16 protein-coding genes and 2 tRNA genes are annotated in these 16,717 nt (G+C 32.3%); 11 read left to right on the top strand and 7 right to left on the bottom strand.

Translation table 11 applies throughout. The annotated features are described in order from the left end of the window. Window positions 1-173 precede the first annotated feature (173 nt). A complete protein-coding gene (locus ACFELW_RS06145) occupies window positions 174-1,415 on the top strand; it encodes an AmpG family muropeptide MFS transporter (protein WP_375329963.1) in 1,242 nt (413 codons plus the stop codon). A 251-nt stretch (window positions 1,416-1,666) separates the two neighbouring features. On the opposite strand, the gene ACFELW_RS06140 is transcribed toward ACFELW_RS06145, so the two are convergent. The 6 genes from ACFELW_RS06140 to ACFELW_RS06115 all read right to left on the bottom strand — a co-directional run bounded on the left by ACFELW_RS06140 (window position 1,667) and on the right by ACFELW_RS06115 (window position 6,494). After that, on the bottom strand, window positions 1,667-2,203 hold the full coding sequence (locus tag ACFELW_RS06140) for an invasion associated locus B family protein (protein WP_375329962.1): 537 nt from the start codon (window positions 2,201-2,203) through the stop codon (window positions 1,667-1,669). A gap of 121 nt (window positions 2,204-2,324) precedes the next feature. Continuing rightward, entirely contained in the window at window positions 2,325-3,389 is a 1,065-nt protein-coding gene (locus ACFELW_RS06135; protein ID WP_375329961.1) for a tetratricopeptide repeat protein, read from the bottom strand. A 9-nt stretch (window positions 3,390-3,398) separates the two neighbouring features. Next, window positions 3,399-4,061: a hypothetical protein gene (locus ACFELW_RS06130; RefSeq protein WP_375329960.1), complete on the bottom strand. Its 663-nt coding sequence runs from the start codon at window positions 4,059-4,061 to the stop codon at window positions 3,399-3,401. Beyond that, entirely contained in the window at window positions 4,042-4,743 is a 702-nt protein-coding gene (locus ACFELW_RS06125) for a uroporphyrinogen-III synthase (protein WP_375329959.1), read from the bottom strand. The genes ACFELW_RS06130 and ACFELW_RS06125 overlap by 20 nt, the downstream gene beginning before the upstream one ends. Beyond that, window positions 4,740-6,002: a M16 family metallopeptidase gene (locus tag ACFELW_RS06120; protein WP_375329958.1), complete on the bottom strand. Its 1,263-nt coding sequence runs from the start codon at window positions 6,000-6,002 to the stop codon at window positions 4,740-4,742. The genes ACFELW_RS06125 and ACFELW_RS06120 overlap by 4 nt, the downstream gene beginning before the upstream one ends. Before the next feature lie 222 nt (window positions 6,003-6,224). After that, a complete protein-coding gene (locus ACFELW_RS06115) occupies window positions 6,225-6,494 on the bottom strand; it encodes a helix-turn-helix domain-containing protein (RefSeq protein WP_375329957.1) in 270 nt (89 codons plus the stop codon). Between the two features lie 605 nt (window positions 6,495-7,099). Between ACFELW_RS06115 and nuoN the strand changes: the two genes are divergently transcribed. From nuoN to ACFELW_RS06095, 4 genes are all read left to right on the top strand, one after another. Then, window positions 7,100-8,503, top strand: a complete 1,404-nt coding sequence (gene nuoN / locus ACFELW_RS06110) for an NADH-quinone oxidoreductase subunit NuoN (RefSeq protein ID WP_375329956.1) — start codon at window positions 7,100-7,102, stop codon at window positions 8,501-8,503. A gap of 8 nt (window positions 8,504-8,511) precedes the next feature. Further along, complete coding sequence (locus tag ACFELW_RS06105; RefSeq protein WP_375329955.1) at window positions 8,512-9,336, top strand: glycosyltransferase family 2 protein; 825 nt, start codon at window positions 8,512-8,514, stop codon at window positions 9,334-9,336. A 109-nt stretch (window positions 9,337-9,445) separates the two neighbouring features. Next, window positions 9,446-10,024: an ankyrin repeat domain-containing protein gene (locus ACFELW_RS06100; RefSeq protein ID WP_375329954.1), complete on the top strand. Its 579-nt coding sequence runs from the start codon at window positions 9,446-9,448 to the stop codon at window positions 10,022-10,024. 263 nt (window positions 10,025-10,287) lie between these two features. Then, entirely contained in the window at window positions 10,288-11,214 is a 927-nt protein-coding gene (locus ACFELW_RS06095) for a biotin--[acetyl-CoA-carboxylase] ligase (protein WP_375329953.1), read from the top strand. A gap of 134 nt (window positions 11,215-11,348) precedes the next feature. Here ACFELW_RS06095 and ACFELW_RS06090 read toward each other — a convergent pair whose 3' ends face one another. Beyond that, the gene (locus tag ACFELW_RS06090; protein WP_375329952.1) at window positions 11,349-12,080 is read right to left on the bottom strand and encodes a 3-deoxy-manno-octulosonate cytidylyltransferase; all 732 of its coding nucleotides are present in this window, start codon (window positions 12,078-12,080) and stop codon (window positions 11,349-11,351) included. A 121-nt stretch (window positions 12,081-12,201) separates the two neighbouring features. On the opposite strand from ACFELW_RS06090, the gene ACFELW_RS06085 reads away from it, so the two are divergent. From ACFELW_RS06085 to proS, 6 genes are all read left to right on the top strand, one after another. Next, window positions 12,202-12,277 (top strand) — tRNA-Lys (locus ACFELW_RS06085). A 233-nt stretch (window positions 12,278-12,510) separates the two neighbouring features. Next, window positions 12,511-12,587 (top strand) — tRNA-Ile (locus tag ACFELW_RS06075). A gap of 127 nt (window positions 12,588-12,714) precedes the next feature. Continuing rightward, window positions 12,715-13,266 (top strand): GNAT family N-acetyltransferase, encoded by a 552-nt coding sequence (locus ACFELW_RS06070; RefSeq protein WP_375329951.1) that lies wholly within the window; start codon window positions 12,715-12,717, stop codon window positions 13,264-13,266. Window positions 13,267-13,463: 197 nt separating this feature from the next. Continuing rightward, complete coding sequence (locus ACFELW_RS06065) at window positions 13,464-14,804, top strand: cbb3-type cytochrome c oxidase subunit I (RefSeq protein ID WP_341759383.1); 1,341 nt, start codon at window positions 13,464-13,466, stop codon at window positions 14,802-14,804. A 17-nt stretch (window positions 14,805-14,821) separates the two neighbouring features. After that, complete coding sequence (folE, locus tag ACFELW_RS06060; protein ID WP_341759382.1) at window positions 14,822-15,400, top strand: GTP cyclohydrolase I FolE; 579 nt, start codon at window positions 14,822-14,824, stop codon at window positions 15,398-15,400. Between the two features lie 14 nt (window positions 15,401-15,414). After that, a complete protein-coding gene (proS, locus tag ACFELW_RS06055) occupies window positions 15,415-16,716 on the top strand; it encodes a proline--tRNA ligase (RefSeq protein ID WP_375329950.1) in 1,302 nt (433 codons plus the stop codon). Window position 16,717: the final 1 nt, after the last annotated feature.

Raw genomic sequence — 16,717 nt, 5'->3', positions numbered from 1 at the left:
ATGCCGTAGGTGGCGTGTCAATCCATAAAAGAGTGGATTGCTTCGTCGGCTAACGCCTCCTCGCAATGACGGTTTTTCAATATTGTTTTTTTAAGTTGATGCCTTCTCGCTAATAGACGTTTTGTACTTTAACTTTTTTTCCATGAACGTTTACTTTTTCTTAATAGATACTTATGTTAACTCCTGCAAAATTGTTCATTATTTGGTTGTTTGGTTTAACTAGCGGATTTACCTTAATGATTACAGGCAACACCTTAAACTATTGGCTTGCTAAAGAAAATATTGATTTACAATCTATTGGAATGTTTGCTGTTATCGTAATACCTTATTCTATCAATTTTTTATGGGCTCCTATTTTTGATACTGTAAAGTTAGGTTGGTTAAGTAAGCTACTTGGTCATAGATTATCTTGGATTTGTCTGATTCAAATTTTGTTGGCATTGGCTATTTTTCTTTTAAGCACCATGGATCCTAATCATAGTCTAATATTGTTTGCACTGGTAGGATTGATAATATCATTTTTAAGTTCAGCTAAAGATACTGTCTTAGGAGCATTTAGAACTGAAATTATTGCCAAAGAATCCCAAGGAGCTGCTTCTGGAATTTATATTTTTGGCTATCGTATCGGTATGCTAATATCAGGTTCCGGTGCTATTTATCTATCAAGCTACTTGGGATGGAATAATATATATAAAATCTTTGCCATTTCTGTACTTATTTGCTCTGCTATTTTAGTTGTGAGTATCTTACGATTAAAGCATGACTTAATTTCCCAAACTTATCAGGATTATAAGGTAAATAGTTCAAACTTTATACAAAATATCTTGAGACCTGTAGGATCTTTTTATTTAATCTTTTTAATAATAATCTTCCTTATTTTATATAGATTACCAGATGATTTTATTTGTATGATGATTAATCCTTTTCTGATACATATTGGTTATAACGAATTTGAAATAGCTAGTGCAGGGAAATTTTTTGGCATAATATCTGCAATAATTGGTGGGCTAATAGCTAGCTCAGTGATGAGAAAAAAGAATATCTTGGATAGCTTGCTGATATTTGGAGTAATTCATGCCATAGCACATACATTATTTATTCTGCAAGAGATTTATGGTAAAAATCTACCCTTATTCTTTATTACGACAGGTTTTGAGAGTATAACTGGTGGAATGACTATGACAGCCTACATTGCTTTTATTGCTTCAATTTGTCAAGGTAAATTTCGTGCTACACAATATTCGTTTTTCACTTCTATGATGGGATTTTCACGATCGATTTTTCCAGCTATTTCAGGATATATTGTTGTACAATTCGGATGGCAAAACTTTTTTACATTTATTATTATCACAACAATCCCTTCCCTCCTTCTGCTACTAAAAATCAGCTCATTACTAAAAGTAAAAATGAAGTGAATGATTTCAAGGATTGTTTACACAAAAACTTGTATAACAAATGTGAGCGTTCACGAATTTTTTTGCTATTTTCTTATGATGAATAAAAAATCTGAACGCCAAGCGTCTATTGGAGAGGAGTACATAAGTCCACAGCCGTCATTGCGAGGAAACCGCAGGTCGACGAAGCAATATGACAAGCTTCACCGGATTGCCATGCTCACATATGTTCGCTCGCAATGACGTCTTGTATTTTAACGCTCACCAAATTACTATTTTAAAGCTTTCAAGCCTTCTTTAAGTCCTTTTGTAGAAAAGGGCAAATTTACCTGTTGACCGACTGAATTCATAAAACCAACAACAGGATTGCCATCGCTTGATAAAATGGTTTTAAGATCACTGTCTGATATATCAGCAATAGCCTGGCAAGAATCTTTTGTGCAATTAACATACTTACCTGGAGCAACTAATTTTTTGGAACTGATAACAGATGTACCTGGAGTAACAGAAACGTCAGGAGGAACTATTTGTACCATTCTTAAACTTCTTTCCTTACCGCTACCAAAATAGCCTATTTGATATATAGCCACCACCTGTTGTTTATCATCTTTAGTAGAATTAAGAGCCTGATTTAAAAAACAAACCCGTTTTTTATCAGTACTTGTGGTGCATTTAACTACCCAATCTGAAAATGCTTGCCCTTCTTTAACTGCAGCATCAACTCTATTAGGATTACCCAAAAATAACCCTAAACCCATTACAGCAATACCAGCTGTAACAAACAATGATTTTTTAACACATTTTGTCATAAATTTTACTAATTATTTAATATTATCCGGTAGGCAAAGATAAGCTCAAACCGTTGTTCCATACAGAAATCGTGCTTATTCGAACTTAAAAACTGAAATATATCTAAATTTAATGCATTTGTCAATCATCTGCGATAAAAATGTTGATTTCCTGTTTAAGATTTTGAATCTTTTCTGGTAAATCTAAATAAGCAGCTATCGCCAAAAATAATCCTAAATATTTTTTAGGATCGACTAAATTTGCTAGATCGTCATAAATTTCCGAGGAGTCATTGGTAGAAAATTTCTTATATAATTCTACAATTTCAAAAGATGGGCTTGCTGTGAAGGCAGTTTGTAATAACTCAATATTCTTATTACTCCATTTAGAGGAGTTTAAAGATAGATAAAGATTTAGTGCTTCAATATGGGAAGCTATAAGTTTAATAGCTGATTCTAAATAATATATCTCCTCTTTTGTTTGGTTAGTCTCTAACATATTTTTAGCAGCTATAACATAATAATCAGCTATTTTGTTTTTAAGAGCCTCTAGTTTCTGTCCGTCAACTCTGCTAAGTTTAGATACCACAAAAACAAATTTTGTCCATAGAGCAAGTTTGGCATAACAATTAAGTAAAATTTCTAAAGTTTCACTATCAGATTCATTTAGGTTAAACGATCTAACAGCATAATTCTCAGCTATGTCATACATATTATTCTGATAATGTATTTGTGCGAGTCTTTTGGTAACAAAAGGAATATAATGTTTAGATTGTTCTAATTCCTGAAAATATTTTATTTTTACTGAAATATCTAGTTCTGATTCTGCTAAAAGTAAAGTATGAAACACCTTATTTTCCTGGCTTAAACGGTAAGATATTTTTTGGCTCGTTACTGCTGATTTTAATTTTTCACCAGAAACGTATTCTGCCATAGCTTTCATTAGTAAGTAATTATCGTTATTGGCTCTTTTAGCAAAGAAAAGAGCTTTTAAATTAGTAGGTAGATTAATAATTAAACATAATATTTTAAAAGAAATAACAGTAGAAAGTGTAAGTAATATATATAAAATAACGAAAGTAAAAAATGTTGTTTCTATATAATAGTCATATAAGTTTAAAGTTAACCTGGAATCAAGTTGATTTAACATAGAAAAACTAAAATATAACAACAAAAATGTAATACAAATTATCAATAATCTTATCATTAGTTTACTCTACGAATTCTTGTTGTAATTTTCTTGTTGTAGTTCTTCTGAATAAAAGAAATTAATAAAATAATCTAGGTTTCCTATTATTTTTAATTTCAGCTTTTCTTTATCTTTGAGGCTACTAGATTTTTCTTCAATTTTGATAAATTGCTTGATCCAGCAATCGGTTTTTGGAAATACCCTTACTAAACCTAAATTATTATCAAGTAAATAATTTTTATTATAATAGTGCATATCTATCAAAATATTTTTTATTTTTGCAGGTAACTCCATAGTTTCAATTTGATAAAGTTGCTCTGTATAATCTTTATCTTGCAGAAAATTCTTTACCAGAAGATTGATGCTAAGTAAATAATTACTGTAAACATTGGAAGGGGCTTTAGATTGTTCTGGTTGGTGGGGGGTACTTACAGAAGAATTATCTTGATTTAAACTATTATCTTCCTGAGGTGCATTCTCCTCTAAATTGGTAGTATCTGAAGATGGGGGGATTTCTTGTATGGTTGTTTCTTGTATTGTTGCGTTATTAGATAACTTAGAATCCGTCTTTTTATTATTTAAAAAAGTCATATAAGTTACCGATATGGCAAATAATATAACCAAAATAATTGTAAAAATAATAGAATTGTTTCTACGGACTTTTATTATATTAGTTTCTGATTTTTGCATTATTTTGGGCATTATAAATTAATAATTCTAACATTTGCTGAGGTTGTCCATTATCACAATAAACCACATTTTTAGTAAAAGAGCTAATAATATTTGCTACTTTTTTACTTATAGTAATAACTAAACTATTGGCTAAGGATTCTAGCAAATTATTTTTTATTAATAATTCAATAAAAGTCTTAGTGCAGTTCTGTGAATATAGTAGAATAAAATTGATGCCCTTTTCAATTTCTGCTATGTGCTGCAGCTTAGTTGCATATTTTACCTGATAAATAATGTGTCTTTTAATCGCTTGAGGTAAATCTTGGGTAATTTCATTTGACGATAAATATACGGTTTGGTGATATATTTCTGGTGGAATGTTTTCTAGCAGCTCTTGTACATTGCTAGCAACATATTGCACTATAAAATTATTTTGTTCTAGAATTAATTTTGATGAATTACCGACTATCCAAATATTCTTCTTTTCGATATTTTGGTGTCCAGCTAGAATTTTAGCAGCAAATTTACTAGTGATAATGACATTAGGATAATCGTATAAAAGGGTACCATCTAATGGCAAAGTTTGATATTCCAATAAAGGACAGCATATATAGTTAAAGCTACATTGATGATTACGCTGCAACTCTTGAATAATGTCGTAATTATCTTCTGAACTTCTAGTTAATAGCACCGATTTCATAGAGCCAGATCATTAGATAATTTTTGATAATCTATGGCAAGTGGATTAGGGCCAATGATAGATAAAGTAGGTTTGCTAGCAAATATTTTGTTAGCAATATTTATGATATCTCGGTTTGTTATATTCATAATATATTCAATAGTATCCTCAATAGGTAAATATTTGCCAAAAACAGCAAAATTCTTACCAATTTCTTCTGACTTATAAGATGAATCTTCTTGGGATATATGGATACTAGTTTTTAATTGTATTTTAGCCCGATCAATTTCCGAATCTTTGATATCTACAGAAATATTGTTAATTTCATTGACTAATTGTTCTGCAAGAAATGGCAGTTTATCATGACTAGTGGAAACATATATGCCAAAAATCCCACTATCATAGTGTGAGCTATTATAGCTACCAATTGAGTAGGCAAGTCCAAGCTTTTCTCTGATTTGTTGAAATAATCTTGATGACATACCGTTACCAAGTATTAGTGACAGAGCTTGAGTATGATATAATTGCTGTATGTTAAAATAGGGTACACTTTCGAACCCCAGAACCAAGGTAGTTTGCTCAAGTTCTTTGGTAATAACACTATGCCCCCCCGTGTATCTAGCTTTTTCAAAATGATTATTTGGTTTATCTTTTAATGAACAAAATAATTTTTCAGCAAATTCTACAATTTGTTGATGCTCAACATTTCCTGCCACTGATAAGTAAATATTTCCGGCATTATAATGTTTATCAATATAATTGCTAAAATGTTCCTTATCAAATTTTGCTAAACTGTCATAAGTTCCTAAAATTGACCGACCAAGTGCTTGATTTTCATAAGCACTACTGTAAAATTTTTCGTGAATAAGCTCATCGGGATTATCCTGTACACAAGCAATTTCTTGTAAAATCACCTGATATTCTTTGGCTATTTCTTCTTCTGAAAAAACTGAATTTTGCAAGATATCTGCCAATATTTCTAGAGCAGTATAACAATTCTCACTCAATATTTTTGAGTAATAAACAGTCTGTTCATGACCGGTGTAAGCATTAAACTGCCCTCCTATAGAGTCAAATTCTTCAGCAATTTGCTTAGCAGTTCTAGTTGTTGTTCCTTTAAATGCCATATGTTCAAGAAAATGAGATATCCCTATTTCTGAATATTGTTCATAGCGGCTACCTACATTAACAATGAGATTAATAGCTACGGATTTTATATTAGGCATATGGTAAGTAACAACAGTTAGTCCATTGTTAAGTTTGCTTGAGTTAAAGGTCATTTTATTACTTATTTATTAGTTTAAAGAGTATAGCTTAGTATTACGTTGTCATTGGAAGGAGTACATAAGCCCCAACCGTCATTGCGAGGAGCCACTTTGGTGGCGACGAAGCAATTCATTTCTAATCTAATCACTTCATGGATTATCACGCTCAAGTACGTTCGCTCGCAATGATGCCAGGTTATTTTCCCTATGGCTTTTAAGTGCTATGCGTAAGGTGAATTAGTTAATAAAAATTTGGGGATGTTTAGATGCTATTTTTAATAAAGATATAGCTGATCCCATAGGTTTACGCCGCCCTTGTTCCCATTCTTGTAATGTTCTAACATTAATCCCCATTAAAACAGCAAAATCTACTTGAGATAGTTGTAAGTACTTTCTAATATTCACTATATCATCTTTTGTTTCTATTTTCTGTACATTACCCTTTCCTGTCTTTATCTCTTGAATGGATTGTAAAATTTCTGTTCCGATATCTCGTCTTATTTTCATAATCCTAACTCCTCTTTTATTTTCTTTAAAATAGCAGCTGGAATGTTTTCAGCCTCGTTCTTTAGCCATTCATCTTATATTTTCCTAAGTCCTCCACTGCCAGGAATAATATCTCCTGATTTAGGGTATAAGGCTAAATGCCATTGAAAGTCTGCGTAATCATCATCAGTTAAATATGAACTTAACAAATTTATTAAACAAAGGAGATTTTATATATTCCATATCAATATTATTACGTCATTGACGTATAAAGTCAAATATTATTTTAAACTGATATTGATAAAAACATTATACTGACTTTATGGGTGTATAGTTTATTCAAAGGGTTTTCGCGGATACGATGATATATAACTAACCCGTTAATGTGCTAGATAGCTCCTCCGTCATTGTGAGGAGGCATGAGCCGACGAAGCAATCCAGGAAAATAGTTAGAAATGGATTGCCACAACCACTACGTAGTCTTGCAATGACGTCTGTGAATTTGGTGTAATATTGCCCTGGTTAGCTATCATGTAAAATTAAATATTTTTATATTATACTTAGTGCTAGTGATCTTATAGTATATATTAACTATTTATATTATACTAAATCCAAAAACTTAAAATATGATAAGCCCAATTTTAAAACAATTTATAATTATTTTGCCTGAGATAATGCTGACCTTAGTGGCTTTGCTTACTCAATTATCTGCTGTATTATTTAGCAAAAAAACTAGAATCATTACTAATATTACGATATTATTATCGATTGTACTTTTTATTGCTTGCGTTCAGGGTGAGGCAGTAGCTTTTAGTAATTCCTTTGCTACTAATAGCTTTACTGGTGTTTGTAAATCTTGTGTTTTACTTTTTTCGGTGATGACCATGATAATTTATAATGATTATTGTAAGATCACTAATGAAAAATTTAAGACAGAGTTTATAACCTTAGTGCTGCTTTCGACTGTTGGTATTTTTATTACTATATCGGCTCGTAATTTCCTGCTATTATTTGTGGCTATGGAATTGCAAGCACTAGCAGCATATGTACTAGCTGGCTTTAGTTTGTATAATATTAAATCATCAGAAGGAGCGTTAAAATACTTTATTCTAGGTAGTTTGATTAGTTGTCTGACATTGTTTGGGATGTCTTTTATTTACGGATTTGGTGGTAGTTTAGATTATAGTAATATTCTACAAAAATTAAATCAATCACCGCAGCCAAATATTGGGTTAGTAAGTGGCTTAGTACTTTTTTTAAGTGGTATTTTCTTTAAATTATCTAGTGGTCCTTTGCATGCTTGGACACCAGATGTATATGAAGGATCACCAATTCCTTCAGTTACCTATTTTGCTGCTGCTACAAAATTTGGCAATGTAGTGGTGTTATTAAATATAATGACGATGGTAGTTGGTGGTTATCAACAAATTTCAGTTGATTTAATAAAAATAACAGCAATTTTGTCGATGTTGGTTGGGGCAGGTGGTGCTATTAGACAAACCTCCCTCAAAAGGCTAATGGGCTATAGCACTATTCTAAATATTGGATATGTTCTGATGGGGATTGCTTTGCATAGTGAGCAAGGTAATAATGTTGCATTAATATATATATTTATTTATGCTGCTTCCGTTTTAGGCTTTTTTGCCTGTTTAATTGTTCTGCTGGGAGGAAAAGCTGATACGGCAAATTTTGATGATATTAAGGGTCTGGCGAATAGTCGTAAGGCTTTGGCTGCTGGGATTACCATTATCATGTTCTCGATGATTGGTATTCCCCCACTGGCAGGATTTTTTGGTAAATATTTCATTTTTTATCAGGCTATTGTAGAGGAACAATTTACTCTAGCATTTATAGCTATTGGTACCAGTATTATAGCAGCTTATTATTACCTCAAAATAGTTAGGTCTATGTACTTTTTTGAGGTAAGTGAAAGTTTGCAGCCAGAGTCAATACCAACATATCAAGGCTTAAGGTTTGTCAGTTGCCTTGTTATAGGATTTCTGTTAATTTTTTCTTTCTTTATGAGTTAAAGGGTAATATGCTTAAGATTTCAGCCTTTATTATTACAAAAAACGAATCTGCTAGAGTGGTAAGAGCTATTAACAGTGTTAAGGACATTGTGGAGGAGCTTATTGTTGTTGATAGTGGTAGCACTGATGATACAGTGCAAATTGCTAGAAATTTAGGTGCCAAAGTGATTTTTAACGAATGGGGTGGTTATGTTAAACAAAAAGCTTTTGGTGAGAGTTTATGTCAGAATGATTGGATATTAAATATTGATGCTGATGAAGAGTTGTCAAAAGAATTACAGGATGAAATAGAATTTATATTTGCTTCAAATATTCAAGCTAATTATTTAGCTTATCGTACTAAAAATGTTATATTGCACCGTAACGATCATAAAGTTCGTCGCTTTGCTCCTTATCATAAATTCATCAGATTATATAACCGTAAATATAGTAGTTTTTCTAATAATATGAGTACTACTACTCATGATTCGGTGTTATTTAACCCAGATATTAACCCACAAGACAAAATCTATGAGTTAAATGGTATAATTTATCATAGGTCTGGCATGTCAATTGAGCAAATGGTAGCTAAGGCAAATTTTTATTCTTCCGAGCAGGCAGAAGATTTCGTCAAACTAGGTAGGAATCCATCAAAAATAAGAATTGCTACAGAAATTATTTTTTATTTTTTAAAATCATTCTTTATAAGACGATATTGGGTATTTGGTTTTGATGGTTTTGTTGACTCTATGATTCTTGCTTTTGGACGGTTTATAAGGCTTGCTAAAGCAAGAGAGATTTTAAATAATAAAAAACATGATAAAAACCAAGAAAACATGGAATTATTAAAATAAGTGCTTGCATAAGGTGAAATTTTATTATATAGTGCCAGCATCTAAATAAACCGTATTAAACGGTTTATTTAGATGGAATAAGAAATCACTAAATAATTAAGAGGTAAATATGTCATTGAAACAACTTTTTTATAAAGCACGCTACGGGGGTTATGCCTTATTTAAAGCTGTAGAAAAAGGTGATATAGATTTAACAAATCATTTACTTACTAAAGCTAATGTAAACATTCAAAATAAACTTGGTAATACTCCATTACACCTTGCAATAAAAAATAATCACCCTGATATGGCTAAAATATTATTAGAATGGGGAGCAAAATCAGATATAGCTAATAATAATGGTAAGACAGCATCAGATATTGGTATTGCAAATGTTATTTTTGCAAGGCTTTGTATACAGCCACTATTAGAAAATCATGATTTCAAAATGACAAGCACAGATTCTTTGGTTGATGCAGTGCGGTGGCATATAGACAGTTTACGCACTTTACACACTTTAAATAATCAACAACAAGTGCATTTGTCACCTAAGATAAGTAGTAATTTAAAAGAATTATCTAACAATGTAAATTCCTTATCTAAAGTAATAAGTAATAATATTGCTAATTCTTTATATGACGATGTACCTAATAATGATATAGTATTATCAGGCGATGGTATGACAACAGAGCTATCTGATATTTTTTAATTTAGTGCTAGGCTCTATTATGTTGACAAAATTTTAATTGTTTATATTTAACTTACAAATTGCTTCGTCGGCTTAAGCCTTCTCGCAATGACGTTTGGAGTACATATATGTAATTGCGAGAGCATGTAATGGTCGAAGCAATCAATTTTGGTTACTTTTTGGATTGTTGCGTCGCAGTAAAGTGGTTTCTCGCAATGATGCTTTGGATTTTTATACTGTTTTTCTACGACTTTTAAAATCACCCTGAATTTTATGAGGTAATTATGTCTTGGCAGAAAAAATATAAGTTACTAGTTTTTGATGAAATAGATAGTACCAGTTCTGAAGCTATTAGGATGGCTAAGGCTTGTCTTGATAGGAATTATGTAATATTAGCAAAAAATCAAACAAAATCGCGTGGAAGAAATAACAAAATTTGGCATTCTAATCTAGGGAATTTGCATGTTAGTATATTATTAAAGCATCAAATTAATCTCAGTTATCTTCCTCAATTATCTTTTGTTATGGCTATTGTTGTGTATAAAACTATTACTTCTCTTACAGCTAATTCAGAGAATTCTATCAAATTAAAATGGCCCAATGATATTTTGATAAACGACAAAAAAGTATCTGGTATATTGCTTGAATCTATTAGTATAAATAACAATAGACCTCTTTCTAAACTCGCTTATGCTGAGGAATTTGAAGGAGACGCGGAACGCAGAACCGCAGCGTACTCTAATGTACGTGAGGATTCGAGTACCGCATCGACGTACAAATTACCAGCAGAAGTAGAGTTTAGAAAGAGGTCTAATAATTATCTTATTATAAGTGTTGGCATTAACATCAAGGAAAATCCTTTAAATATTGAGCAACTGGCAACCAATTTATCTGATGAGAATATAGAAGTAAAAGATACAGAATATTTATTAGATATCTTGATGATTAATTTTGAAAAATATTTTAGTAGATGGAAAGAACAGGGATTTAGTAAAATAAGACAATATTGGCTTAGAAATGCTTATAAGTTGGGCGAGATGGTTAGTGTAAATGATGGAAACACAAAAATCTCAGGGATTTTTAAAGATATAGATGAAAATGGAGGTATAAGAATTCAGCTTGAGGATGGGAAAATAATTACCTTGCTTAGTCCCGAGATATTAAACTTCCTGCCTATAGCTAATCCAACTAGCCATTGTGAGGAGGCGTAGCTGACGAAGCAATCCAGAAAGTAACCAAAAATGGATTGCCACGCTCACATACGTTCGCTCGCAATGACGGTTTCTCAATTATTGTTTTCTTAAATTGACGCTTATGCGTGGTCTCGCTAATAGACGGGAGAATATTAGCCTTGGTTAAATTGTTGATAAAATTTGATAGCTTTGTTTAAATCTTCTGGGGTATCAACAGAAATGGGGATATTATTAACATAACATACCCCTATGGACATATTATTTTGTAAGGCTCTTAGTTGTTCTAATTTTTCGTTTAATTCTAAAGTTGAGACAGGTAAGTTTATGAATTTAATTAATGCTTCTTTGCGGAACCCATACATTCCTACGTGATATAGAAATTCTTCAGAGCCATAAGGAATAAGACTGCGAGAAAAATACAGAGCCTTATCATTATGGTCAGTAATAACTTTGACATTACTATTGCCATTTACGGCGTTTATACCAACTTTTACTACTGGGGTCATAATATCATGGTCACTAGACTTTAGGCTTTCAATAACTTTAATAATTGATTCCGGTTCTATAAAAGGCATGTCACCTTGGACATTTAGGATATAATTAATATTATGATTGTTAGGTATTGCCTGAAATGCCTCATAGACACGGTCAGTACCAGTCTGGCAGTCTGGGTTTGTCATAATCAATTGCCCACCACAATCAGTAACTTTTTTAGCTATAATTTCTGAGTCAGTTGCTACATAAATATTTTTTAGTTTGGTTAAGTGTACTTGTCTTAGAACGCGTTCAATTATTGACAGTTCCCCTATCAATTGTAAAGGTTTCTTAGGAAGCCTAACAGAATCAAGTCTTGAAGGGATAATAATTGCAACATCAGAATGCATAAGTTACCATTTAAAGATATTTACCAAAATAATTGTTGACATGATAGCCTTTTTAAACGATAAAGTAAAGCGTGTTGGAATATTGTTTTGGGACACAATTTGTCTTTAAGCATTATGTTTGGGGCTCGTAGCTCAGCTGGTAGAGCACTTGACTTTTAATCAGGTTGTCCCGGGTTCGAATCCCGGCGAGCCCACCACTTCAGGGTAGTTAACCCCCTTAATTGTATATGAATACCGCCGCCAATATTTAAAGGCGGAGACTAGGAGACCGCCTCCTAGTAATAGACCTCTTGCAAAACTCGCTTATGTTGAGGAATTTGAAGGAGACGCTTCACCTCGAACCGCAGCGTACTTAAATGTACGTGAGGATTCGAGTACCGCATTGACGTACAAATTACCAGCAGAAGTAGAGTTGTGTAAGAGGTCTAATGGGTTTGTAGCTCAGCTGGTTAGAGCACACGCCTGATAAGCGTGAGGTCGGAAGTTCAAGTCTTCTCAAACCCACCATCGTAACTATCTTGTGCTTTAGTACTTGATGAAGCTGTTAAAACTGAAAAATAGTATAAAAATATATTTTGAAAGTAAATACTATAAGTGTAAAATAAAACGGTAGATATATAAAAATAGTATTTAAATGAACCTTATTACATTCAGCAAAGCCCTACCGGAACATAAAGAGATGATTTTCTCATGGCTTGATGAGCCACATATGCAAGAATTTTGGGACAATAGCCAAGAACATCGTGAGGATATTATTACCTTTGTAGATGGGCGAAGAAGGTCTTCGAGTTATTTTGATGGTGTCTTTACGTATTGGATCGGGTACTATGACAATACGCCTTTTTGCTTAATTATGACAGCAGAAGAGTGCATTGATCAAGAAAATTCTGAGCTTAAGAATGCTAATATCTCCAAAACTGGTAAAACTTTTAGTATCGATTTTGGTATAGGTAATAAAGATTTGCTTGGTAAAGGTCTTGCAAGTGATGCACTTACTGCATTTTGTGAATTCTTTAAGTCTGCAGTTGAACCATTGGTAGATAAATTTTTAATTGACCCCGACGAAAACAATCCTCGTGCAAAGCATGTTTATAAGAAGGCTGGTTTTAAGGAAGTAGGGAGCTTTGAAATGCAAGGGGGCTTCTTTGACGGACATAAATCCTACCTCATGATAAGAACCTCGTGACGCATCAATCTTTTTCATTATTTTTCTACCTGGAGTTATTTTAGTCTTTTCATGAAGCTAAGAAACGCTGAAGTCAGCTTATGAGAAGTGTGTTGAGCTAATTTATCTAGCACTTGCTGCACTTAGGGTTTATGTTTAGAACATAATATATAAACTGTAATTATGGCTAGAAGCAAAAAGATGGTTTTCTTCTCTTTATGAATCTTGAGAATAATATAATTGATCAATTAAGCCGTAATAAGTTAGCTATTTGCTGGCTTAGAAATGGGGTAATCTCGCTTGCTCTTGCTGGGGTGTATTCAATAATATTGGTAATGCTCCGCACTCCAATATTAGTTACCCTATTTCCTAATACAGAAATCTTTAAATCAGCTTTGGTTATTCATGTTAATTTATCAATCCTAGTTTGGTTGATATCCGTTACAGCATGTATTTGGAGCCATAATTTACAGCCAACAACTTCCAGTATAACATATGTAATAATAGCATTTTTTGGCACTGCACTAATAGCTTTATCACCACTTTGTGGACAAAATCTTCCTGTAATGAATAATTACATACCAATGCTGGAGAATATAATGTTTATTCTTGGAATTAGTTTATTTGGTATATCGGTATTGTTATTTTCATCAAACGTCATCCTAGCAACGATTAAGAACCTAAAAAGTCAAAAATTGATCAATTTTACTATCCTTTCTACTGCAATAATGTGGATATTAGTATGGGTATGTTTTATTTGTTCTTATTATCAACTACAACAAGTTATTAAGCTTGTGCCAGTTGATATAGAATTTTACTATGAATTGCTTTTCTGGAGTGGGGGGCATTTATTGCAATTTATTTACACGCAAATTATGATATTAGTAATGATAGCATTATCCAATACTTGGGTAAATAAAGAGCTAAGATTTAACAAATTATATCTGATATTATTATATTTAAATTTTTTGATAAGTATTGCAGCTATTTGGGGACACTTATCATATGATATTATAGATGCTGAATTCAAAGAATATTATACTAAACAAATGAAATATGGTGGCGGAATAGCCCCAGTTCTGTCTTTGATACTAATATTTTATGAGCTAGTTAGCCATAATCATAAACTAGTGGTAAATTCTCTTATAAAAGCAAGCATCATTTGTTCTAGCATATTATTTTTGTCTGGAGGGTTTATTGGCGTGTTAATTACCAGTATGAACGTTACTGTTCCTGCCCACTATCATGGTTCAATTGTTGGAATAAGTGTGGCATTTATGGGATTTAGCTTTCTTTTATGTGACAATGCATGTAATAATGAACAAAAGAAAAATTCATATTCCTCTGCAGCAATTATTACTTTAACTATCGGACAAATGTTACATATTATAGCTCTTCTTTTGGCTGGTGGGTACGGGGTGATGCGAAAAACACCAGGAGTAGAAATGACTATTAGCAGTAAGTTGCTAATGGGTGTAATGGGTGGTGGAGGACTAATCGCTATTGTTGGTGGCTTGATGTTTGTTGTTATTTGTGGTAAAAAGATGGTATTGAAATAATTAGTATAATAAAAATAATGACCTTGAAAAAACCTACTATAGAAGAAGCCAGAGAAGCAGTTAAAACTTTATTACGATTTATTGGTGAGGACCCAAATAGAGAGGGGCTAGTAAAAACTCCTGATAGAGTAGTAAAAACTTACCAAGAAATGTTTTGTGGGTACAATAAAAATGTAGAAGAAATATTATCTACTAAATTTTATGAAACTGGTAACTTTCAGGACTTCATTCTATTAAAAGACATAAAGTTTAATTCTTTTTGCGAACACCATTTGTTACCAATAAATGGTACGGTTGATATAGCTTATATACCAGATAATTGTATAATAGGTATCAGTAAATTTGCCAGAATAGTTGATGTTTTTGCAAAAAGACTACAGATTCAAGAAAAAATGACAGTACAAATTGCTGAAACATTACAGAAATATATTAAGCCTATGGGTGTTGCGGTCAGGATTTCTGCATTACATAGTTGCATGACTCTTAGAGGTGTTATGCAAAATGATAGTATTATGAATACTATGCATTATACTGGTATATATTTAGAGCAGCAGAAATATCGTCATGAATTTCTAAATATTATTGCCAAAAAATAATCAAAGAAAGAGCTATGTTACTATCAAAATATTTTTTACCCGTGCTAAAGGAAGAGCCAGTAGAGGCTCAAGTAGTTTCTCACAGATTGATGCTTAGAAGTGGTATGATAAGACAACAATCTGCTGGAATTTATAGCTGGTTGCCTATGGGATTAAAAGCCCTAAAAAATGTTGAGAATATTGTTCGACTTAATATGAATAAAGTAGGTGCCATTGAAATATTAATGCCTTGTATTCAACCAGCATCTTTATGGATGGAATCTGGAAGATTTGAGAATTACGGTAGGGAAATGCTAAAATTCCAAGATCGCCACGATAATACTTTATTATTTGGACCTACTAATGAAGATATGGTTACCGATATTTTTAGAAATAATATTAAGTCCTATAAAGATTTGCCAAAAAACTTATATCATATTCAGTGGAAATTTAGGGATGAAATTAGACCTCGCTTTGGGGTAATGCGTGGTAGAGAGTTCTTAATGAAAGATGCGTATTCTTTTGATATAGATCAAATAAGTGCGATCAAAACTTATAATCAGATGTATCTAGCATATATGCAAACTTTTCGTGATATAGGGCTCCGTGTAATCCCAGTACTTGCTGATAATGGTCAGATTGGTGGGGATTTAAGCCATGAGTTCCATATTCTTGCCACTAATGGTGAGAGTACTATTTTTTATGACAAAAAATTTCTATCTTTAATAGATCAGGAAAATTTAGATATTGAAAAATTACAATCCTTATATGCGGTAGCAGAAGAAAAACATGTTCATGATAAATGTTTGTTAACAGAAGATAATCTTGCTAGTAGTAAGGCTATAGAGGTTGGGCATATTTTTTATCTTGGTACAAAATATTCTAAAGCAATGAAGGCTCTAGTAAATGCTAGTGATGGGAGTCTTGTGCCAGTGGAAATGAGTTCCTATGGTATAGGTATTTCAAGACTTTTAGCCGCTATAATCGAATCAAGTCATGATGATAAAGGGATTATATGGCCTCCAAATATTGCTCCTTTTATGGTATCAATATTAAATTTGAATATACTTGATAGTAAATGCAATGAACTATCACAAAATCTATATGATCAGTTTGTAGCGAATAAAATAGAGGTATTATACGATGATACAAATGAGAGAGCTGGTAAAAAATTTGCCACTCATGATCTTATAGGTTCACCGTACCAAATAATTATTGGTTCCAAAAACTCTGAGAAAGATGTGGTTGAATTAAAAGATCGTAGAACAGGAATAATAGAAGAGTTAACAGTAGCAAATGTTGTCACCTACCTCTCTAAAATTCTTTCTTATATGTAAG

The sequence above is a fragment of the Candidatus Tisiphia endosymbiont of Nemotelus uliginosus genome, from assembly GCF_964264755.1.
Taxonomy (GTDB): domain Bacteria; phylum Pseudomonadota; class Alphaproteobacteria; order Rickettsiales; family Rickettsiaceae; genus Tisiphia.
This window is presented reverse-complemented; position numbering and strand designations above follow the sequence as displayed.